17 protein-coding genes and 2 pseudogenes are annotated in these 20,448 nt (G+C 57.1%); 17 read left to right on the top strand and 2 right to left on the bottom strand.

Features of this window, described 5'->3' with window-relative positions; genetic code table 11:
- The first annotated feature begins 2 nt into the window (after nt 1-2).
- The 14 genes and pseudogenes from cdsA to tilS all read left to right on the top strand — a co-directional run bounded on the left by cdsA (nt 3) and on the right by tilS (nt 18,032).
- Nucleotides 3-860, top strand: coding sequence for a phosphatidate cytidylyltransferase (gene cdsA / locus ABOC21_RS20040; RefSeq protein ID WP_426813022.1), 858 nt, complete (start codon nt 3-5; stop codon nt 858-860).
- Between the two features lie 11 nt (nt 861-871).
- A complete protein-coding gene (rseP, locus tag ABOC21_RS20035; RefSeq protein WP_426815545.1) occupies nt 872-2,227 on the top strand; it encodes a sigma E protease regulator RseP in 1,356 nt (451 codons plus the stop codon).
- Nucleotides 2,228-2,258: 31 nt separating this feature from the next.
- Nucleotides 2,259-4,689: pseudogene (gene bamA, locus ABOC21_RS20030) on the top strand (outer membrane protein assembly factor BamA).
- Between the two features lie 123 nt (nt 4,690-4,812).
- The gene (gene skp, locus ABOC21_RS20025) at nt 4,813-5,298 is read left to right on the top strand and encodes a molecular chaperone Skp (protein WP_426813021.1); all 486 of its coding nucleotides are present in this window, start codon (nt 4,813-4,815) and stop codon (nt 5,296-5,298) included.
- Nucleotides 5,299-5,301: 3 nt separating this feature from the next.
- Nucleotides 5,302-6,327 carry a UDP-3-O-(3-hydroxymyristoyl)glucosamine N-acyltransferase gene (lpxD, locus tag ABOC21_RS20020; protein WP_426813020.1) on the top strand — a complete coding sequence of 342 codons (1,026 nt, stop codon included), beginning with the start codon at nt 5,302-5,304 and terminating at the stop codon, nt 6,325-6,327.
- A 150-nt stretch (nt 6,328-6,477) separates the two neighbouring features.
- Complete coding sequence (gene fabZ / locus ABOC21_RS20015) at nt 6,478-6,933, top strand: 3-hydroxyacyl-ACP dehydratase FabZ (RefSeq protein ID WP_004145858.1); 456 nt, start codon at nt 6,478-6,480, stop codon at nt 6,931-6,933.
- Between the two features lie 3 nt (nt 6,934-6,936).
- Nucleotides 6,937-7,725 (top strand): acyl-ACP--UDP-N-acetylglucosamine O-acyltransferase, encoded by a 789-nt coding sequence (lpxA, locus tag ABOC21_RS20010; RefSeq protein ID WP_426813019.1) that lies wholly within the window; start codon nt 6,937-6,939, stop codon nt 7,723-7,725.
- Nucleotides 7,725-8,873 carry a lipid-A-disaccharide synthase gene (lpxB, locus tag ABOC21_RS20005; protein WP_426813018.1) on the top strand — a complete coding sequence of 383 codons (1,149 nt, stop codon included), beginning with the start codon at nt 7,725-7,727 and terminating at the stop codon, nt 8,871-8,873. Before lpxA ends, lpxB begins: the two co-directional genes overlap by 1 nt.
- Entirely contained in the window at nt 8,870-9,466 is a 597-nt protein-coding gene (gene rnhB, locus ABOC21_RS20000) for a ribonuclease HII (RefSeq protein ID WP_426813017.1), read from the top strand. The genes lpxB and rnhB overlap by 4 nt, the downstream gene beginning before the upstream one ends.
- A 34-nt stretch (nt 9,467-9,500) precedes the next feature.
- Nucleotides 9,501-12,983, top strand: coding sequence for a DNA polymerase III subunit alpha (dnaE, locus tag ABOC21_RS19995; protein ID WP_426813016.1), 3,483 nt, complete (start codon nt 9,501-9,503; stop codon nt 12,981-12,983).
- A gap of 12 nt (nt 12,984-12,995) precedes the next feature.
- Nucleotides 12,996-13,957: pseudogene (gene accA / locus ABOC21_RS19990) on the top strand (acetyl-CoA carboxylase carboxyl transferase subunit alpha).
- A gap of 113 nt (nt 13,958-14,070) precedes the next feature.
- Nucleotides 14,071-16,209 carry a lysine decarboxylase LdcC gene (locus tag ABOC21_RS19985; protein ID WP_426813015.1) on the top strand — a complete coding sequence of 713 codons (2,139 nt, stop codon included), beginning with the start codon at nt 14,071-14,073 and terminating at the stop codon, nt 16,207-16,209.
- A gap of 62 nt (nt 16,210-16,271) precedes the next feature.
- The gene (locus ABOC21_RS19980) at nt 16,272-16,661 is read left to right on the top strand and encodes a VOC family protein (RefSeq protein WP_426813014.1); all 390 of its coding nucleotides are present in this window, start codon (nt 16,272-16,274) and stop codon (nt 16,659-16,661) included.
- A 63-nt stretch (nt 16,662-16,724) separates the two neighbouring features.
- Nucleotides 16,725-18,032 (top strand): tRNA lysidine(34) synthetase TilS, encoded by a 1,308-nt coding sequence (gene tilS / locus ABOC21_RS19975; protein WP_426815544.1) that lies wholly within the window; start codon nt 16,725-16,727, stop codon nt 18,030-18,032.
- 15 nt (nt 18,033-18,047) lie between these two features.
- Here the strand turns inward: tilS and rof are convergent, their stop codons facing one another.
- Complete coding sequence (gene rof, locus ABOC21_RS19970; protein ID WP_426813013.1) at nt 18,048-18,308, bottom strand: Rho-binding antiterminator; 261 nt, start codon at nt 18,306-18,308, stop codon at nt 18,048-18,050.
- Nucleotides 18,295-18,495 carry a YaeP family protein gene (locus ABOC21_RS19965; protein WP_426813012.1) on the bottom strand — a complete coding sequence of 67 codons (201 nt, stop codon included), beginning with the start codon at nt 18,493-18,495 and terminating at the stop codon, nt 18,295-18,297. Before ABOC21_RS19965 ends, rof begins: the two co-directional genes overlap by 14 nt.
- Before the next feature lie 196 nt (nt 18,496-18,691).
- On the opposite strand from ABOC21_RS19965, the gene ABOC21_RS19960 reads away from it, so the two are divergent.
- The 3 genes from ABOC21_RS19960 to nlpE are packed head-to-tail and all read left to right on the top strand — an operon-like array spanning nt 18,692 to nt 20,388.
- The gene (locus tag ABOC21_RS19960) at nt 18,692-19,237 is read left to right on the top strand and encodes a YaeQ family protein (protein ID WP_426813011.1); all 546 of its coding nucleotides are present in this window, start codon (nt 18,692-18,694) and stop codon (nt 19,235-19,237) included.
- Complete coding sequence (gene arfB, locus ABOC21_RS19955; protein ID WP_426813010.1) at nt 19,234-19,647, top strand: alternative ribosome rescue aminoacyl-tRNA hydrolase ArfB; 414 nt, start codon at nt 19,234-19,236, stop codon at nt 19,645-19,647. The genes ABOC21_RS19960 and arfB overlap by 4 nt, the downstream gene beginning before the upstream one ends.
- A gap of 42 nt (nt 19,648-19,689) precedes the next feature.
- Nucleotides 19,690-20,388, top strand: a complete 699-nt coding sequence (nlpE, locus tag ABOC21_RS19950; RefSeq protein ID WP_426813009.1) for an envelope stress response activation lipoprotein NlpE — start codon at nt 19,690-19,692, stop codon at nt 20,386-20,388.
- Nucleotides 20,389-20,448: the final 60 nt, after the last annotated feature.

Raw genomic sequence — 20,448 nt, 5'->3', positions numbered from 1 at the left:
TTTTGCTGAAGTATCGCCTGATATCGGCTTTTGTTTTGATCCCCGTGGTGATTGCGGCGCTGTTCCTGTTGCCGCCTGCGGGTTTCGCCATCGTCACGCTGGTCGTTTGTATGCTCGCCGCGTGGGAGTGGGGGCAGCTGAGCGGCTTCACCTCAACGACCCAACGCGTCTGGCTGGCGCTGCTCTGCGGCCTGCTGTTGGCGCTGATGCTTTTCCTTATGCCTGAATATCACTATGACGTCCATCAACCGGTGGTTGAAGGGGCGCTGTGGGCATCGCTGGGCTGGTGGGTTGCGGCCCTGCTGCTGGTACTTTCCTACCCGGCTTCCGCCGCCTTTTGGCGGAACTCTAAAACCCTGCGCCTGGTTTTTGGCATCCTGACCATTGTTCCTTTTTTCTGGGGCATGCTGACGCTGCGCGCATGGCACTACGCGGATAACCATTACAGCGGCGCGCTGTGGCTACTGTATGTGATGATTCTGGTTTGGGGCGCGGACTCCGGCGCCTACATGTTTGGCAAAATGTTCGGTAAGCACAAGCTGGCGCCGAAGGTTTCACCGGGCAAAACCTGGCAGGGTTTTTTTGGCGGGCTGGTTACCGCCGCGGTTATTTCCTGGGCATACGGCCTGTGGGCGAATCTCGAAGTTACGCCGGCTGTACTGCTCACTTGCTCTATTGTTGCGGCGCTGGCTTCGGTGCTCGGCGACCTGACGGAAAGTATGTTTAAGCGAGAGGCCGGCATCAAGGATAGCGGGCATCTGATTCCCGGACACGGCGGAATTCTGGATCGTATCGATAGCCTGACGGCGGCGGTTCCGGTATTCGCGTGTCTGCTATTGTTGGTCTTCAGGACGATTTGACGGAAGGTTTTATGCTAAGCGTTCTCTGGAATTTGGCCGCCTTTATCATTGCGCTGGGCGTATTGATCACCGTGCATGAGTTTGGCCATTTCTGGGTGGCTCGTCGCTGCGGCGTTCGCGTAGAACGCTTCTCCATCGGTTTTGGCAAAGCGCTATGGCGGCGCTTTGACAAGCAGGGAACGGAATTCGTTATCGCCCTTATCCCACTCGGCGGTTACGTCAAGATGCTCGACGAGCGCGTCGAGCCGGTGGCGCCTGAGATACGCCACTGCGCTTTCAATAACAAAACCGTCGGTCAGCGCGCCGCGATAATCGCCGCCGGACCGATCGCGAACTTCATTTTTGCCATCTTTGCCTACTGGCTGGTGTTTATCATCGGTGTCCCTGGCGTTCGTCCGGTTGTTGGCGAAATAGTACCCGATTCGATTGCCGCACACGCACAAATTGCAAAAGGAACGGAACTTAAAGCGATAGATGGCATCGAAACGCCTGATTGGGATGCTGTGCGTATGGCGCTGGTAACGAAGATCGGCGACCCGCAAACAATAGTTTCGGTCGCCCCTTTCGGGACAAGCCAACGCCAGGATAAAATCCTCGATTTACGCCACTGGGCGTTCGAGCCGGACAAACAGGATCCGGTGACATCGCTGGGCATTCAGCCCCGGAGCGCGCAGGTTGATACGGCTCTGGCAGAAGTACAATCGAATTCGGCAGCGCAGAAGGCGGGTTTGCAAGCGGGCGACAGGATCGTTAAAGTCGATGGTCAACCGTTAACGCAGTGGATGACGTTTGTTAATCTGGTGCGTGATAACCCCGGCAAGGCGCTGGTTTTGGACATCGAACGGCAGGGGAGTCCTCTGTCAGTGACGCTGACACCAGATTCGAAGTCCGGTAGTAAAGGTCAGGCTGAGGGATTTGCAGGGGTTGTGCCTAAGGTCATCCCGCTGCCCGATGAATATAAGACAGTTCGTCAGTACGGGCCGTTTGCCGCCATCGCTGAAGCCACGGATAAAACCTGGCAACTGATGTCGCTAACGGTCAGGATGCTGGGTAAATTGATAACCGGTGATGTCAAACTGAACAACCTCAGCGGGCCGATTTCTATCGCCCAGGGGGCTGGAATGTCAGCGGAGTTTGGGTTGATTTACTATCTGATGTTCCTTGCGCTGATAAGCGTGAACCTCGGAATAATCAACCTGTTCCCGCTTCCCGTCCTGGACGGGGGGCACCTGCTGTTTTTAGCGATTGAAAAGCTAAAAGGCGGGCCGGTATCCGAGCGAGTTCAAGACTTTAGTTATCGCATTGGCTCAATACTGCTGGTGTTGTTAATGGGGCTTGCACTTTTCAATGATTTCTCTCGGTTGTAAGAGAGTTTGTTAGGAAGAACGCATAATAACGATGGCGATGAAAAAGTTGCTCATAGCGTCGCTGCTGTTTAGCAGCGCAACCGTATACGGTGCTGAAGGGTTCGTGGTGAAGGACATTCATTTCGAAGGCTTGCAGCGTGTCGCTGTTGGTGCGGCCCTCCTCAGTATGCCAGTGCGTCCTGGCGATACGGTGACCGATGATGATATCAGTAACACCATTCGCGCTCTGTTTGCCACCGGCAACTTTGAGGACGTCCGCGTCCTGCGCGATGGTGATACCCTGCTGGTGCAGGTGAAAGAGCGCCCAACGATTGCCAGCATCACTTTCTCCGGCAACAAGTCGGTGAAGGATGACATGCTCAAGCAAAACCTTGAGGCATCCGGCGTGCGCGTGGGCGAGTCCCTCGACCGCACAACGCTCGCTGATATCGAGAAAGGGCTGGAAGATTTCTACTATAGCGTCGGTAAGTACAGCGCCAGCGTAAAAGCTGTCGTCACGCCGCTGCCGCGTAACCGCGTCGACCTGAAGCTGGTGTTCCAGGAAGGCGTCTCGGCGAAAATCCAGCAGATCAACATTGTCGGTAACCATGCATTCAGCACCGATGAACTGATTTCAACCTTCCAGCCTGCGCGACGAAGTGCCGTGGTGGAACGTGGTCGGCGATCGCAAATACCAGAAGCAGAAGCTGGCAGGGGATCTCGAAACGCTGCGCAGCTATTACCTGGATCGCGGCTACGCGCGTTTCAACATCGACTCCACCCAGGTGAGCCTGACGCCGGATAAAAAAGGCATCTATATCACCGTGAACATTACCGAAGGCGATCAGTACAAGCTGTCGGGTGTGCAGGTGACGGGCGATCTGGCGGGACATTCGGCGGAAATCGAAGCGTTGACCAAAGTCGAGCCGGGCGAGCTGTATAACGGCGCAAAAGTGACCAAAATGGAGAATGACATTAAGAAACTCCTCGGTCGCTACGGTTACGCCTATCCGCGCGTTCAGTCGCAGCCGGAAATCAACGACGCCGACAAGACCGTGAAGCTCCACGTCAATGTCGATGCCGGGAACCGCTACTACGTACGTAAAATTCGCTTTGAAGGCAACGATACCTCTAAAGATTCCGTTCTGCGTCGCGAAATGCGCCAGATGGAAGGGGCGTGGCTGGGCAGCGACCTGGTTGACCAGGGTAAAGACCGTCTGAACCGTTTAGGCTATTTCGAAACCGTTGATACCGATACCCAGCGCGTGCCGGGCAGTCCGGATCAGGTCGACGTGGTTTATAAGGTCAAAGAGCGTAATACCGGCAGCTTCAACTTCGGCGTCGGCTACGGTACTGAGAGCGGTGTGAGCTTCCAGGCGGGCGTTCAGCAGGACAACTGGTTAGGTACCGGCTATTCCGTTGGCATTAACGGTACCAAAAACGATTACCAGACCTATACTGAACTGTCGGTCACTAACCCGTATTTCACCGTGGATGGCGTCAGCCTCGGTGGTCGTATCTTCTATAACGACTTTGACGCAAGCGATGCGGATCTGTCCGACTATACCAACAAAAGCTATGGTACGGACGTGACGCTGGGCTTCCCGGTTAACGAATACAACACCCTGCGAGCGGGACTGGGGTATGTTCATAACTCCTTGTCCAACATGAAGCCGCAGGTAGCGATGTGGCGCTATCTGAACTCTCTTGGGCAATACCCAAGTACGACGAACGATAGCAACGGCTTCAGCGCTAACGACTTCACTTTCAACTACGGTTGGACGTATAACAAGCTGGACCGCGGTTTCTTCCCGACGGAAGGTTCGCGCGTTAACCTGAATGGTAAAGTGACCATTCCAGGTTCAGATAACGAATATTACAAAGCCACGCTGGATACGGCGACCTACGTACCGATCGATGACGATCACAAGTGGGTGGTTCTGGGACGTACCCGCTTTGGCTACGGTGACGGCCTGGGTGGTAAAGAGATGCCGTTCTACGAGAACTTCTACGCCGGTGGTTCAAGCACCGTGCGCGGGTTCCAGTCGAACACCATTGGTCCGAAAGCGGTCTATTTCCCGGCCAGCAGCCGTCATGATGATGACAGCGGCTACACTAATGACTGTAAGAGCACCGCATCTGCGCCATGTGAATCAGATGATGCCGTGGGCGGTAACGCCATGGCGGTCGCCAGCCTGGAGATGATTACGCCGACGCCGTTTATCAGCGATAAGTATGCGAACTCGGTCCGTACTTCCTTCTTCTGGGATATGGGTACCGTGTGGGATACGCACTGGGATTCGAGCGCCTACGCAGGTTATCCGGATTATGGCGATCCGAGCAACATCCGCATGTCCGCAGGTATTGCGATACAGTGGATGTCGCCGTTGGGGCCGTTGGTATTCTCCTACGCCCAACCGTTTAAAAAGTACGAGGGAGACAAGGCCGAGCAGTTCCAGTTTAACATTGGTAAAACCTGGTAACTGTAGGGCGACAAAGGAATGTAAGTGCAGTATCGCGCTGACTTTAGGCGATAACCTCGGTTGTCGCCTGGCCACGCAAATAACGGTACCCCTGGGTACTCATGGGATGGTAAGGAGTTAATTGTGAAAAAGTGGTTATTAGCTGCAGGTCTGGGTTTAGCAATGGTAACTTCCGCACAGGCGGCAGATAAAATTGCAATGGTAAACATGAACAGCCTGTTCCAACAGGTTGCCCAGAAAACAGGCGTTTCTAATACGCTGGAAAACGAGTTCAAAGGCCGTGCGAGCGAGCTGCAGCGTATGGAAGGTGACCTGCAGTCTAAAATGCAGCGTCTGCAGTCCATGAAGCCGGGCGCCGATCGTACCAGGCTGGAAAAAGACGTCATGGCTCAGCGCCAGACCTTCTCTCAGAAGGCGCAGTCTTTTGAGCAGGATCGTTCACGTCGTTCTAACGAAGAACGTGGCAAGCTGGTTACCCGTATCCAGACCGCTGTGAAAAGCGTCGCGAACAGCCAGAGCATCGATCTGGTTGTAGATTCTAATGCCGTTGCATACAACAGCAGCGATGTAAAAGACATCACCGCTGATGTGCTGAAACAGGTTAACTAAGTAATGCCTTCAATTCGACTGGCTGATCTTGCGCAGCAGTTGGATGCAGAATTACACGGTGATGGCGATATCGTCATCACCGGCGTTGCATCCATGCAATCTGCAAAAGCGGGCCAAATTACGTTCATGGTAAATCCTAAATACCGTGATCGCCTGGCTGATTGTCAGGCTTCTGCCGTTGTCATGACGCAGGATGATGTACCTTTTGCCCACGGCGCCGCGCTGGTAGTGGGTAATCCCTACCTGACCTACGCGCGCATGGCCCAAATACTTGATACCACGCCGCAGCCGGCGCAGAATGTCGCGCCCAGCGCGGTCATCGATGCCACGGCGAAGCTGGGTAAGAACGTAGCGATCGGCCCTAACGCCGTTATCGAATCCGACGTAGAGCTCGGCGATAACGTGGTTATCGGCGCCGGATGCTTCGTCGGTAAAAAGACCAAAATTGGCGCAGGTTCGCGTTTATGGGCCAACGTCACCGTTTATCACGAGATTGAGATCGGTGACAATTGCCTGATCCAGTCCGGTACCGTTATTGGTGCCGACGGTTTCGGCTACGCCAACGATCGCGGTAACTGGGTGAAGATCCCGCAGCTGGGTCGCGTCATTATTGGCGATCGCGTGGAGATCGGCGCCTGTACCACTATCGACCGCGGGGCGCTGGATGACACCTCGATCGGCAACGGCGTCATTATCGACAACCAGTGCCAGATTGCGCACAACGTCGTGATTGGCGACAATACCGCCGTTGCTGGCGGCGTGATCATGGCGGGTAGCCTGAAAATCGGCCGCTACTGTATGATTGGCGGCGCCAGCGTGATCAACGGTCACATGGAGATCTGCGACAAAGTGACCGTCACCGGGATGGGAATGGTTATGCGTCCTATCACCGAACCCGGCGTTTACTCGTCAGGTATCCCGCTGCAGCCGAATAAGGTTTGGCGTAAAACAGCCGCGCTGGTGATGAATATTGATGATATGAGCAAGCGCCTCAAAGCAGTTGAACGCAAGGTTAATCAGCAAGATTAGCACACCCAGCCAGACGTGATATCTGCCACGCAGCCGATAAAGCGGCTGCCTGGAGGGGAGCGCGTTAAAATTTTCGGCCTGTTGCATTCATAAGATTGCCGCAGGCCGTGTTATTATTGCCTTTTAGTATATTTAGACAGGAAGAGTATTTTGACTACTGACACTCATACTCTGCACATTGAAGAGATTCTGGAACTTCTGCCTCACCGTTACCCGTTCCTGCTGGTAGATCGCGTGCTGGATTTTGAAGAAGGTCGTTTTCTGCGCGCAGTAAAAAATGTTTCTGTTAACGAGCCGTTTTTCCAGGGGCATTTCCCTGGTAAACCGATTTTACCCGGCGTACTGATTCTGGAAGCCATGGCGCAGGCCACCGGCATTCTGGCATTCAAAAGCGTGGGCAAGCTCGAACCGGGCGAACTGTACTACTTTGCCGGGATTGATGAAGCGCGTTTCAAACGTCCGGTAGTGCCAGGCGACCAGATGATTATGGAAGTTACTTTTGAGAAAACCCGCCGCGGCCTGACGCGTTTTAAAGGCGTTGCGCTGGTTGACGGGAAAGTGGTGTGCGAAGCAACGATGATGTGTGCGCGTAGCCGGGAGGCCTGATACGTGATTGATAAAACCGCCTTTATTCATCCTTCAGCCATTGTAGAAGAAGGCGCCGTTATCGGTGCTAACGCTCACATTGGTCCGTTTTGTATTGTTGGTGCTAACGTCAAGATTGGTGAAGGCACCGTACTGAAATCTCATGTTGTGGTTAACGGTCATACTACGATTGGCCGCGATAATGAGATCTATCAGTTCGCTTCCATCGGCGAAGTTAACCAGGATCTGAAATATGCTGGTGAACCGACCCGCGTGGAAATTGGCGATCGCAACCGCATCCGCGAAAGCGTCACCATTCATCGCGGCACAGTACAGGGCGGTGGATTAACGAAGGTGGGCAGCGATAACCTGCTGATGATCAACGCCCACGTGGCGCATGATTGTACGGTCGGCGACCGCTGTATTCTGGCCAATAACGCGACCCTTGCCGGACACGTCTCGCTGGACGATTACGTTATCATCGGCGGCATGACCGCGGTGCATCAGTTCTGCATCATCGGTGCCCACGTGATGGTTGGCGGCTGCTCCGGCGTTGCGCAGGACGTTCCGCCGTTCGTTATTGCCCAGGGCAACCACGCGACGCCGTTTGGCGTCAATATCGAAGGGCTGAAACGCCGCGGCTTCAGCCGCGAAGCGATTACCGCAATTCGTAACGCGTATAAGCTGCTGTACCGCAGCGGCAAAACGCTGGACGAAGCCAAGCCGGAAATCGCCGAACTGGCGGTTCAGTATCCTGAAGTTCAGCCATTTTTCGACTTCTTTGCCCGCTCAACCCGCGGCCTGATTCGTTAATGGCTACACAGCGTCCCCTGACGATTGCCCTGGTCGCCGGAGAAACCTCCGGCGATATTCTTGGTGCAGGTCTGATCCGCGCGCTCAAAGCTCGTATTCCCGATGCGCGCTTTGTGGGGGTAGCGGGGCCGCTAATGCAGGCAGAGGGCTGCGAAGCCTGGTATGAAATGGAAGAGCTGGCGGTGATGGGCATTGTTGAAGTGCTCGGTCGCCTGCGTCGGCTGCTGCATATTCGCGCCGATCTCACCCGCCGCTTCGGCGAGCTGCGTCCCGACGTTTTTGTCGGCATCGACGCGCCGGACTTCAATATCACCCTGGAAGGCAACCTGAAAAAGCAGGGCATCAGGACGATTCATTACGTCAGCCCATCCGTTTGGGCGTGGCGACAAAAACGCGTTTTCAAAATTGGCAGATCGACCGATCTGGTGCTGGCATTCCTGCCTTTCGAAAAAGCGTTTTACGACAAATTTAACGTTCCCTGCCGTTTTATCGGCCACACCATGGCGGATGCGATGCCGCTGGATCCGGATAAAGGCGCCGCGCGCGAGCGTCTGGGCATCGCCCGGGACGCGCACTGCCTGGCGCTGCTGCCGGGGAGCCGCGGGGCAGAGGTTGAAATGCTCAGCGCCGACTTCCTCAAAACCGCGCAGATTTTGCGTCAAAACTATCCCGATCTGCAGGTGCTGGTCCCGCTGGTTAACGCTAAACGGCGTGAGCAGTTTGAACGTATTAAAGCCGAAACGGCTCCGGATCTCCCGGTTCACCTGCTGGACGGTCAGGCGCGTGATGCGATGATTGCCAGCGATGCCGCGCTGCTCGCCTCCGGGACGGCGGCGCTGGAGTGCATGCTGGCCAAGTGTCCGATGGTCGTCGGCTACCGCATGAAGCCGTTTACCTTCTGGCTGGCGAAGCGGCTGGTGAAAACCGATTACGTTTCGCTCCCCAATCTGCTGGCCGGGCGCGAGCTGGTTAAAGAGCTGCTGCAGGATGAGTGTCAGCCGCCGCTGCTTGCCGATGCGCTGCGGCCGCTGCTGGCCGACGGCAAAACCAGCCATGAAATGCACGACACCTTCCGCGCGCTGCATCAACAAATTCGCTGTAATGCTGATGAACAGGCGGCGGACGCGGTACTGGAGTTAGTAAAATGATTGAGTTTGTCTATCCGCATACCCACCTCGTTGCCGGCGTTGATGAAGTTGGACGCGGGCCGCTGGTTGGCGCGGTCGTCACCGCGGCGGTGATCCTCGATCCGGCAAGGCCGATTATTGGCCTGAATGACTCCAAAAAATTAAGCGAAAAGCGTCGCCTGGCGCTGTTTGATGAAATCAAAGAGAAGGCCCTGTCCTGGAGCCTTGGCCGCGCGGAGCCGCACGAGATTGACGAGCTGAATATCCTGCACGCCACGATGCTGGCCATGCAGCGCGCCGTCGCCGGCTTACACATTGCGCCGGAGTTCGTGCTGATTGACGGCAACCGCTGCCCGTCGCTGCCGGTTCCCTCGCTGGCGGTTGTTAAAGGCGATAGCCGGGTGGCGGAAATCAGCGCAGCGTCTATTCTGGCTAAAGTCACGCGCGATGCCGAGATGGTGACGCTGGATCGGCAATTTCCTCAATACGGCTTTGCGCAGCATAAAGGCTATCCCACCGCTTTCCATCTGGAAAAGCTGATAGAGCATGGCGCAACGGAGCATCATCGGCGCAGCTTCGGCCCGGTAAAACGCGTGCTGGGCCTTGCGTCCTGAATCAATACGCAATCAAGTAACGCGGAATCTGAAGATGGCTGAACCACGTTTCGTACACCTCAGGGTGCACAGCGACTATTCCATGATCGACGGGCTGGCGAAAACCGGGCCGCTGGTGAAAAAGGCGGCCGCGTTAGGCATGCCGGCGCTGGCGATCACCGATTTTACCAACCTGTGCGGGCTGGTGAAGTTCTACGGAGCGGGACACGGATCCGGGATCAAACCGATCGTCGGCGCGGATTTTCACGTCCAGTGCGATCTGCTCGGCGATGAGCTGACCGAGATTACCGTTCTGGCGGCCGATAACGCCGGCTATCAAAACCTCACCCTGCTCATTTCCCGCGCCTACCAGCGCGGCTACGGCGCCCTCGGGCCGTGGATCGACAGAGAGTGGCTGGCTGAGCATCAGGAAGGGCTGATTCTGCTCTCCGGCGCGCGCAAAGGCGACGTCGGCGTCTGCATGACGCGCGGCAATGCGGCGCTGGTTGAACAGTGCGTCGCCTTCTACGAAGAACACTTTCCCAATCGCTACTATCTGGAACTGATCCGCACCGGCCGGGCGGACGAAGAGACCTATCTGCACGCCGCCGTACGGCTGGCGGAGGAGCGCGGGCTGCCGGTGGTGGCAACGAACGACGTGCGCTTCCTGGAGACCGGCGACTTCGACGCGCATGAAATCCGCGTGGCGATCCATGACGGTTTTACCCTCGACGATCCCAAACGTCCGCGTAACTATTCGCCGCAGCAGTATATGCGCAGCGAAGATGAGATGTGCGAGCTGTTCTCCGATCTCCCCGAGGCGCTGGAAAATAGCGTAGAAATTGCCAAACGCTGTAACGTCACCGTGCGCCTTGGTGAATACTTCCTGCCGCAGTTCCCGACCGGCGATATGACCACCGAAGATTTCCTCGTCGTGAAATCGAAGGAAGGGCTGGAAGAACGTCTTGAGTTCTTATTCCCGGATCCGGCTGTTCGCGCGGAGAAGCGCCCGGAATATGACGAACGTCTGGATATCGAACTTCAGGTTATCAACCAGATGGGGTTCCCGGGCTACTTCCTGATCGTAATGGAATTTATCCAGTGGTCGAAGGATAACGGCGTGCCGGTAGGGCCGGGCCGCGGTTCCGGCGCCGGCTCGCTGGTTGCGTATGCGCTGAAAATTACCGACCTCGATCCGCTGGAGTTCGACCTGCTGTTCGAACGCTTCCTGAACCCGGAGCGCGTGTCGATGCCCGACTTTGACGTCGACTTCTGTATGGAGAAGCGCGACCAGGTTATCGAACACGTTGCGGACATGTACGGCCGCGACGCGGTATCGCAGATTATTACCTTCGGTACGATGGCGGCGAAAGCGGTTATCCGCGACGTCGGCCGCGTGCTGGGCCATCCGTATGGCTTCGTCGATCGCATCTCAAAACTGGTGCCGCCGGATCCGGGGATGACCCTGGCGAAAGCGTTCGAAGCCGAACCGCAGCTGCCGGAGATCTACGAGGCCGACGAAGAGGTCAAAGCGCTGATCGATATGGCGCGCAAGCTGGAAGGCGTCACGCGTAACGCCGGCAAGCACGCGGGCGGGGTGGTTATCGCCCCGACCAAAATCACCGATTTTGCCCCGCTCTACTGCGATGAGGCCGGGCAGCATCCGGTGACCCAGTTTGATAAGAACGACGTGGAATACGCCGGGCTGGTGAAGTTTGACTTCCTCGGCCTGCGTACGCTGACGATCATCAACTGGGCGTTGGAGATGATCAATAAGCGGCGCGAGAAGAACGGCGAAGCGCCGCTGGATATCGCCGCCATTCCGCTGGACGATAAGAAAAGCTTTGATATGCTGCAGCGCTCGGAAACCACCGCGGTTTTCCAGCTTGAATCGCGCGGCATGAAAGACCTGATTAAACGCCTGCAGCCGGACTGCTTCGAAGATATGATCGCCCTCGTGGCGCTGTTCCGCCCGGGCCCGCTGCAGTCAGGGATGGTGGATAACTTTATCGACCGTAAGCACGGTCGGGAGGAGATCTCCTATCCGGACGTGCAGTGGCAGCATGAGTGTCTGAAGCCGGTGCTTGAACCGACCTACGGCATCATCCTGTACCAGGAACAGGTCATGCAGATCGCCCAGGAGCTTTCCGGCTATACCCTCGGCGGCGCGGATATGCTGCGTCGTGCGATGGGTAAGAAGAAGCCGGAGGAGATGGCCAAGCAGCGCGGCACCTTCGAGGAAGGGGCTAAGAAAAACGGCGTTGACGGCGAGCTGGCGATGAAAATCTTCGACCTGGTGGAGAAATTCGCCGGTTACGGATTTAACAAATCGCACTCCGCGGCCTATGCGCTGGTCTCCTATCAGACGCTGTGGCTGAAGGCGCACTATCCGGCAGAGTTTATGGCCGCGGTGATGACGGCGGATATGGACAACACCGAGAAGGTTGTCGGCCTGGTGGACGAGTGCTGGCGGATGGGGCTGAAAATCCTGCCGCCTGATATTAACTCCGGCCTGTACCATTTCCACGTCAATGACGATGGCGAAATCGTCTACGGCATCGGGGCAATTAAAGGCGTCGGCGAAGGCCCAATCGAAGCGATTATTGAAGCGCGTAACGAGGGCGGCTATTTCCGCGAACTCTTCGACCTGTGCGCCCGCACTGACACCAAAAAGCTTAACCGTCGGGTGCTGGAAAAACTGATTATGTCCGGGGCGTTTGACCGTCTCGGGCCGCATCGCGCGGCGCTGATGAATTCGCTTGGCGACGCGCTGAAGGCCGCCGACCAGCACGCTAAGGCCGAGGCCATCGGCCAGGCCGATATGTTCGGCGTGCTGGCGGAAGAGCCGGAGCAAATCGAGCAATCCTACGCCAACTGCCAGCCGTGGCCGGAGCAGGTGGTGCTTGATGGCGAAAGGGAGACCCTGGGGCTCTATCTGACCGGTCACCCGATTAACCAGTATTTGAAAGAGATCGAGCGCTACGTAGGCGGCGTAAGGCTCAAAGACATGCATCCGACCGATCGTGGTAAAGTGACCACGGCGGCGGGGCTCGTTATTGCCGCGCGGGTAATGGTCACCAAGCGCGGCAATCGTATCGGCATCTGTACGCTGGATGACCGTTCCGGGCGCCTGGAGGTGATGTTATTCACCGACGCCCTGGATAAATATCAGCAATTGCTGGAAAAAGACCGCATACTTATCGTCAGCGGACAGGTCAGCTTTGATGACTTCAGCGGGGGGCTTAAAATGACCGCCCGCGAAGTGATGGACATTGACGAAGCCCGGGAAAAATATGCTCGCGGGCTTGCTATCTCGCTGACGGACAGGCAAATTGATGACCAGCTTTTAAACCGACTCCGTCAGTCTCTGGAACCCCACCGTTCGGGAACTATTCCAGTGCACCTCTATTATCAGAGGTCGGATGCGCGCGCGCGGCTGCGCTTTGGCGCAACATGGCGCGTCTCTCCGAGCGATCGTTTACTCAACGATCTGCGTGGCCTTATCGGCTCGGAGCAGGTGGAACTGGAGTTTGACTAATACAGGAATACTATGAGTCTGAATTTCCTTGATTTTGAACAGCCGATTGCAGAGCTGGAAGCGAAAATCGATTCCCTGACTGCAGTAAGCCGTCAGGATGAGAAACTCGATATTAACATCGATGAAGAAGTGCATCGTCTGCGTGAAAAAAGCGTAGAGTCTGACGCGTAAAATCTTCGCCGATCTCGGCGCATGGCAGGTTGCTCAGCTGGCACGCCATCCACGTCGCCCATACACCCTGGATTATGTCCGCCTGGCGTTCGACGAGTTTGACGAACTGGCCGGCGACCGCGCCTACGCTGATGATAAAGCTATCGTCGGCGGTATTGCGCGTCTGGACGGGCGTCCGGTGATGATTATCGGCCACCAGAAAGGGCGCGAGACGAAGGAGAAAATTCGTCGCAACTTTGGCATGCCGGCCCCGGAAGGCTACCGTAAGGCGCTGCGTCTGATGGAGATGGCCGAGCGCTTTAAAATGCCGATCATCACCTTTATCGACACCCCGGGAGCCTATCCGGGCGTCGGCGCAGAAGAGCGCGGCCAGTCGGAAGCGATTGCCCGTAACCTGCGCGAAATGTCGCGCCTGAGCGTACCGGTCATCTGTACCGTGATCGGCGAAGGCGGCTCCGGCGGCGCGCTGGCGATTGGCGTCGGTGACAAAGTGAATATGCTGCAGTACAGCACCTATTCCGTTATTTCGCCGGAAGGCTGTGCCTCCATTCTGTGGAAAAGCGCGGACAAAGCCCCGCTGGCCGCTGAAGCCATGGGGATCGTTGCCCCGCGCCTGAAAGAGCTGAAGCTTATCGACTCCATTATTCCGGAGCCGCTAGGCGGCGCGCATCGCAATCCGGAAGCCATCGCCGCAAGCCTGAAAGCGCAGCTGCTGGCCGATCTGGCAGACCTCGAGATCCTGAGCGAAGAAGAGTCTGCTGAACCGTCGCTATCAGCGTCTGATGAACTACGGCTACGCCTGATCATTCCTTGCGTTATGCCGTAAAAAGGGCCGGATTTTCCGGCCCTTTTTTATGTGCGATACGCTGGCGCGATTGCTATGATGCCTGCCTTAGGTTAGTTCCAGGAGGAAAGCGTGAATATCATTGCCATCATGGGCCCCCACGGCGTCTATCATAAAGACGAACCGATTAAAGAACTGGAAGCCGCCCTGCGACAGCAAGGCTTTCAGACCATCTGGCCGCAAAATAGCGCCGACCTGCTGCAGTTTATCGAACACAATCCGCGCATCTGCGGCGTCATTTTTGACTGGGATGAGTACAACGTCGAGCTGTGCAGCGATATCAATCAGCTCAATGAGTATCTGCCGCTGTACGCGTTTATCAACGCGCACTCGACGATGGATGTCAGCAGCCAGGATCTGCGAATGACGCTGTGGTTCTTCGAGTATGCCCTTGGCCTGGCGCAGGAGATTGCCACCCGCATCGGCCAGTACACCCGCGAGTATCTGGATAACATTACGCCGCCGTTTACCAAAGCCCTGTTCAACTACGTGCAGGAGGGAAAATATACCTTCTGTACGCCGGGGCATATGGGCGGCAGCGCCTACCAGAAAAGCCCGGTAGGCTGCCTGTTTTATGATTTTTTTGGCGGCAATACGCTCAAGGCCGACGTCTCTATTTCCGTGACTGAGCTGGGTTCGCTGCTCGATCACTCCGGCCCACACCTCGAGGCCGAGGAGTATATCGCCCGCGCCTTCGGGGCGGAGCAGAGCTACATGGTGACTAACGGCACCTCAACGTCGAACAAAATTGTCGGCATGTACTCCGCGCCGGCGGGGAGCACGCTGCTTATCGATCGCAACTGCCATAAGTCGCTGGCGCATCTGCTGATGATGAGCGACGTCGTGCCGCTGTGGCTGAAGCCGACGCGCAATGCGCTGGGGATCCTCGGCGGCATCCCGAAGCGCGAGTTTACCCGCGACAGCATTCAGCACAAGGTGAGCACCACGGGCGGGGCGCAGTGGCCGGTACACGCGGTGATCACCAACTCCACCTACGACGGCCTGCTGTATAACACCACCTGGATAAAAGAGACGCTCGACGTCCCCTCTATCCACTTTGATTCCGCGTGGGTGCCCTATACCCATTTCCACCCGATTTATCAGGGGAAGAGCGGGATGAGCGGCGATCGCCTCCCGGGCAAGGTTATCTTTGAGACCCAGTCAACGCACAAGATGCTGGCGGCGCTGTCGCAGGCTTCGCTGATCCATATTAAAGGCAGCTACGACGAAGAGACCTTTAATGAAGCCTTTATGATGCATACCTCTACCTCGCCGAGCTATCCCATCGTCGCCTCGATTGAAACCGCCGCGGCGATGCTGCGGGGGAACTCAGGCAGGCGCCTGATCCAGCGCTCGATAGAGCGGGCGCTGGATTTCCGCAAGGAGGTGCAGCGCCTGCGCGAAGAGGCCGACGGATGGTTCTTCGATATCTGGCAGCCGGAAGATATCGCCGAGACCCGCTGCTGGCCGGTCGCCGCCGGCGAGCAGTGGCACGGTTTTCAGGATGCCGATGACGACCATATGTTCCTCGATCCGGTTAAGGTGACGATCCTGACGCCGGGTATGGATGAACAGGGCAATATGGATGACGAAGGGATCCCGGCCGCGCTGGTGGCGAAATTCCTCGATGAGCGCGGCGTGGTGGTGGAAAAAACCGGGCCCTATAACCTGCTGTTTCTCTTCAGCATCGGCATCGACAAGACCCGGGCGATGGGGCTGCTGCGCGGCCTGACGGAATTCAAGCGCGCCTACGATCTCAATCTGCGGGTGAAAAACATGCTGCCGGATCTCTATGCGGAAGATCCGGATTTCTACCGCAATATGCGGATTCAGGATCTGGCTCAGGGGATCCATCGCCTGATCCGTCAGCACCAGCTTTCGCAGCTGATGCTGAGCGCCTTCGACGTCCTGCCGGAAATGAAGATGACGCCGCACCAGGCCTGGCAGCGGCAGATCAAAGGCGAGGTCGAGACCATTGAGCTGGAAAATCTGGTTGGCCGCATATCCGCCAACATGATCCTGCCGTATCCGCCGGGCGTACCGCTGCTGATGCCCGGCGAGATGATTACCGAAGAGAGCCGGGCGGTGCTCGATTTCCTGCTGATGCTGTGCTCCATCGGGCGCCATTATCCGGGCTTTGAAACCGACATTCACGGAGCGAAGCGCGACGAAGATGGCGTATATCGGGTACGGGTCTTAAAAAACGATTAGGTGCTTGCGCCGCGGTGGGCGGTGCGGGTAACCTGGCTGATATCAAAACGAGGATATTTACCATGCTGGGTCTAAAACGGGTTCACCATATTGCTATCATTGCGAGCAGCTACGCGCAGAGCAAAGCCTTCTACTGCGATATTCTCGGGTTTACGCTGCAGAGCGAGTTCTACCGCGAAGAGCGCGACTCGTGGAAGGGGGATCTGGCGCTGAACGGGGAGTATGTTATTGAACTCTTCTCCTTTCCTTTCCCTCCGGCCCGCCCGTCGCGCCCCGAGGCCTGCGGCCTTCGTCACCTGGCCTTCAGCGTGGATGATATTGACGCGTCGGTGGCCCACCTCGAAGCCCACGGCGTGAAGTGTGAAGCGATCCGCATCGATCCCTTCACCGATAAGCGTTTTACCTTCTTTAACGATCCGGACGGCCTGCCGCTGGAAATTTATCAGCAGTAGCGCTTGCCAGAGATGGCCCTGGCCGGTAACGTGCCGGGCTATCTCTCCTCAGCCAGCATTATCATGACGATGACCCCAGATATTGCGCAAAACCTTCAGCCGCACCGCCAGTTTTTAGTGGCCTTCAGCGGCGGCCTCGATTCAACGGTTCTGCTACACCAGCTGGTCTGCTGGCGTGAGCGCGACCCGACGTTAGGGCTGCGAGCTATTCATATTCATCATGGCCTGAGCGCCAACGCCGACCAGTGGGTCGCGCACTGCCGGCAGCTGTGCCAGCAGTGGCAGGTTCCGCTGGTGGTCGAGCGCGTGGTGCTGGCGGATGCCGGCCTGGGGGTTGAGGCGCACGCCAGGGAGGCACGCTACCAGGCCTTTCGCACGGCGCTTGAGCCGGGGGAGGTGCTGGTGACGGCCCAGCATCTCGACGATCAGTGTGAAACCTTCCTGCTGGCGCTCAAGCGCGGCAGCGGCCCTACCGGGCTGTCGGCGATGGCCGCCCGTTCCGCCTTTGCGGACACTCTGCTGCTGCGCCCGCTGCTCAACGCCACCCGGGAAGCGTTACGCCAGTGGGCGCTTCATCATCAGCTCAGCTGGATTGAAGATGAGAGCAACCAGGACGATGCCTACGATCGCAACTTTCTGCGCTTGCAGATTATTCCTCGGCTTAGCGCCCGCTGGCCGCACTTCGCCGAGGCGGTAGCCCGCAGCGCGGATCTCTGCGCCGAGCAGGAGAGCCTGCTGGATGAGATGCTGGCGGAAGAGCTGACGGCGCTGATGGCGGATGACGGTACCTTAGCGATTGACCCTCTGGCTGAAGTGAGCGCCGCGCGACGCGCCGCTCTGCTGCGCCGCTGGCTGGCATGGCACAACGCGCCGATGCCCTCCCGCGAGACGCCGGAACGGATCTGGCGCGAAGTTGCCCTGGCGCGGGAGGATGCGTTTCCCTGCCTGCGTCTCGGCGATTTTACCGTGCGCCGCTACCGGCAGCGGCTGTGGTGGGTGAAATATCTTCCCGGCCAGGCGGAGGCGGTGCTGTCATGGCCCGATAGCCGCCAGCCGCTGCGGCTGCCGGAGGGGCTGGGCGAGCTGGCGCTGCTTGCCGGAGGGCCGCTGCGCGCTCCTCTCGCCGGCGAAGCGGTGACGGTGCGCTTTCGCGCCAGCGGCAATCTGCATATCGTCGGGCGCCACGGCGGGCGCAAGCTGAAGAAAATCTGGCAGGAGCTGGGGGTTGCGCCCTGGCGCCGCGATACGACGCCGCTGCTGTTTTACGGCGAAACGCTTATTGCCGCCGCGGATTTGCTGTTTATTACCCGTGACGGAGAAGCGCAGGATGGCGAGGGCGTAAGGCTGGCATGGAGGAAAACGGGCGGCTGAGCCACCCGTTTTTATTCAGGACTCACTCACTACCACGGTACCAATTTCCGGATGGCTGAAGCTGGCGATGGTATCCAGGCGTAGCTCGCGACTATTTCCGCCAAGCTCCACTACCAGATACTCGATGTTTTTGCGCGAGATAAGATCGTTTGCCTTCGCCTGCAGCTGCTCACCATCTTTGAGCGCCAGCGCCAGCACCAGATGATGCTGGCAGGCAAGTTCGAGATTGTCATAATCATCGCAGTTGATGGGTTGATAAGTATCATTCATTGACATAATCGCTCACCAGTAAGTTTGCTGCCGCACAGGCGGCCTTTTCCCTGACTGACTCCGAAAGGGCCTCATCCGCCGCAATTTCATTCAATACTTTCAACACGCAACCCAGCGCATTCGGGATATACCCCAGGTCTCCGCTGGCTATTTCCGCATACCGCTTGCGTATTAACTCACAATATTGGTCCACATGCCCTCCTGTCAGTATTCTGACTCAACCGTGGGATGCAAGTTTAAGCCTACGAAGATAAACTCTGTTTAGCAAGGTGACTATACCATAGTCATTTAAGCAATATCAGCAGGATGAAACGGGATCCCTCGATTGTCGACAGCCTTTTGTCGCCAGTTTCGCTACAATGTACGCCATTTTTTTCAGGAGTTTTTTCATGGCGCTGAAAGCGACAATTTATAAAGCGACGGTAAATGTAGCCGATTTGGATCGCAACCGGTTTATTGACGCCAGCCTGACGCTGGCGCAGCATCCGTCTGAAACCCAGGAGCGCATGATGCTGCGCCTGCTGGCGTGGATTAAGTATGCCGATGAGCGGCTGCAGTTTACCCGCGGCCTCTCCTCGGATGATGAGGCCGAGCTGTGGCTGCTCAACGATCATCTGGGCGTCGATCTGTGGATTGAGCTCGGGCTGCCGGACGACAAGCGGATAAAAAAAGCCTGCTCGCGCGCGCAGGAAGTGGCGCTATTTGCCTACAATAGCCGGGCGGCCGAGGTTTGGTGGCAGCAGAATAAGAGTAAAATGGCGCAGTTCAGCAAGCTGACGGTCTGGTATCTGGACGATGCGCAGCTGGAACAGCTCAGCGCTTTTGCCGATCGCACGATGATCCTGCAGGCGACTATTCAGGACGGCAGCATCTGGTTATCCGACGCTAAGAATAATCTGGAAATTCATTTAACGGCCTGGCAGCCGGCGGCATGATTACCCTTAGCCGCAGCGTCTCTATTGCGGACGATGAAATCTCCCTCACCGGGATCCGCGCGCAGGGCGCGGGCGGGCAGCACGTGAACAAAGCGTCAACCGCGATCCACCTGCGCTTTGATATTAAGGCGTCGAGCCTGCCTGAGCACTACAAGGAGCGTTTGCTCGCTGCTAGTCACCACTTAATTTCTGCCGACGGTGTGGTTATCATTAAGGCTCAGGAATACCGCAGCCAGGAGATGAATCGCGAAGCCGCGATTGCCCGCCTGATTGCGCTTATAAAAGAATTAACCGTAGCGCAAAAAAGTCGCCGGGAAACGCGACCGACCCGAGCATCAAAAGAGCGTCGGCTGGCTTCTAAGTCGCAAAAGTCATCGGTCAAAGCGCTGCGTGGGAAAGTTCGTCAGTAGACGATGCGGCGAACGGGCGGCATGGATTATAAGGAATTTACAGTGAAGAAAATCATATTCTCAGTAGCGGCGGCCTGTTCGCTCTTTGCGCTGTTTGGCTGCAATCATCGGGCAGAAGTTGAGACGCTACAGCCGGCGCCGATGGCGGAGCTGAAGCCGATGCAGCAGAGCTGGCGCGGGATACTGCCGTGCGCCGATTGCGAAGGTATCGAAACCTCGCTGTTTCTTGAAAAAGACGGCAGCTGGGTGATGAATGAGCGCTACCAGGGCGTGACCCGCGAGCCGTCATCGTTCGCGTCGTACGGTACCTGGGCCCGAACCGCGGATAAGCTGGTATTGACCGATAGCAAAGGGGAGAAATCCTACTATCGGGCGAAAGGGGACAAGCTGGAGATGCTCGATCGCGAAGGCAACCCGATTGAGTCAACGCTGAACTATACCCTCGAGTCGGTGAAGGCCAGCCTGCCGACAACGCCGATGGCGATGCGCGGGATGTATTTCTATATGGCGGATGCGGCGACCTTTACCGATTGCGCCACCGGCAAACGCATCGCGGTTGCCAATAACGCCCAGCTTGAGCGTGACTATGCCGCCGCGCGCGGAACGGATACCCGTCCGGTGCTGCTGGTGGTGGAAGGGCACTTTACCCTCGAGCCTAACCCTGACAGCGGTGAAATGGTGAAAACGCTGATGGCGGATAAGGACGTGAAATTTATTCCCGGCAAAGATTGCAGCCAGTAAAAGAATCGCTCCGATAAAAAAGGCCTCGCAGATGCGAGGCCTTTTTGCATTCAGGCGCGG

Origin of the sequence: Klebsiella sp. WOUb02 (assembly GCF_050058015.1) — a bacterium.
GTDB lineage: Bacteria > Pseudomonadota > Gammaproteobacteria > Enterobacterales > Enterobacteriaceae > Klebsiella.
The sequence above is the reverse complement of the archived record's forward strand: the minus strand, read 5'-3'. Positions and strand labels throughout refer to the sequence as shown.

What these genes read in the sequence shown, in the direction of transcription:
- rseP (WP_426815545.1), top strand. Translation starts at nt 872, where the DNA reads ATGCTAAGCGTTCTCTGGAATTTGGCCGCCTTTATCATTGCGCTGGGC.
- lpxD (WP_426813020.1), top strand. Translation starts at nt 5,302, where the DNA reads ATGCCTTCAATTCGACTGGCTGATCTTGCGCAGCAGTTGGATGCAGAA.
- lpxB (WP_426813018.1), top strand. Translation starts at nt 7,725, where the DNA reads ATGGCTACACAGCGTCCCCTGACGATTGCCCTGGTCGCCGGAGAAACC.
- rnhB (WP_426813017.1), top strand. Translation starts at nt 8,870, where the DNA reads ATGATTGAGTTTGTCTATCCGCATACCCACCTCGTTGCCGGCGTTGAT.
- dnaE (WP_426813016.1), top strand. Translation starts at nt 9,501, where the DNA reads ATGGCTGAACCACGTTTCGTACACCTCAGGGTGCACAGCGACTATTCC.
- ABOC21_RS19980 (WP_426813014.1), top strand. Translation starts at nt 16,272, where the DNA reads ATGCTGGGTCTAAAACGGGTTCACCATATTGCTATCATTGCGAGCAGC.
- tilS (WP_426815544.1), top strand. Translation starts at nt 16,725, where the DNA reads ATGACGATGACCCCAGATATTGCGCAAAACCTTCAGCCGCACCGCCAG.
- rof (WP_426813013.1), bottom strand. Translation starts at nt 18,308, where the DNA reads ATGTCAATGAATGATACTTATCAACCCATCAACTGCGATGATTATGAC.
- ABOC21_RS19960 (WP_426813011.1), top strand. Translation starts at nt 18,692, where the DNA reads ATGGCGCTGAAAGCGACAATTTATAAAGCGACGGTAAATGTAGCCGAT.
- arfB (WP_426813010.1), top strand. Translation starts at nt 19,234, where the DNA reads ATGATTACCCTTAGCCGCAGCGTCTCTATTGCGGACGATGAAATCTCC.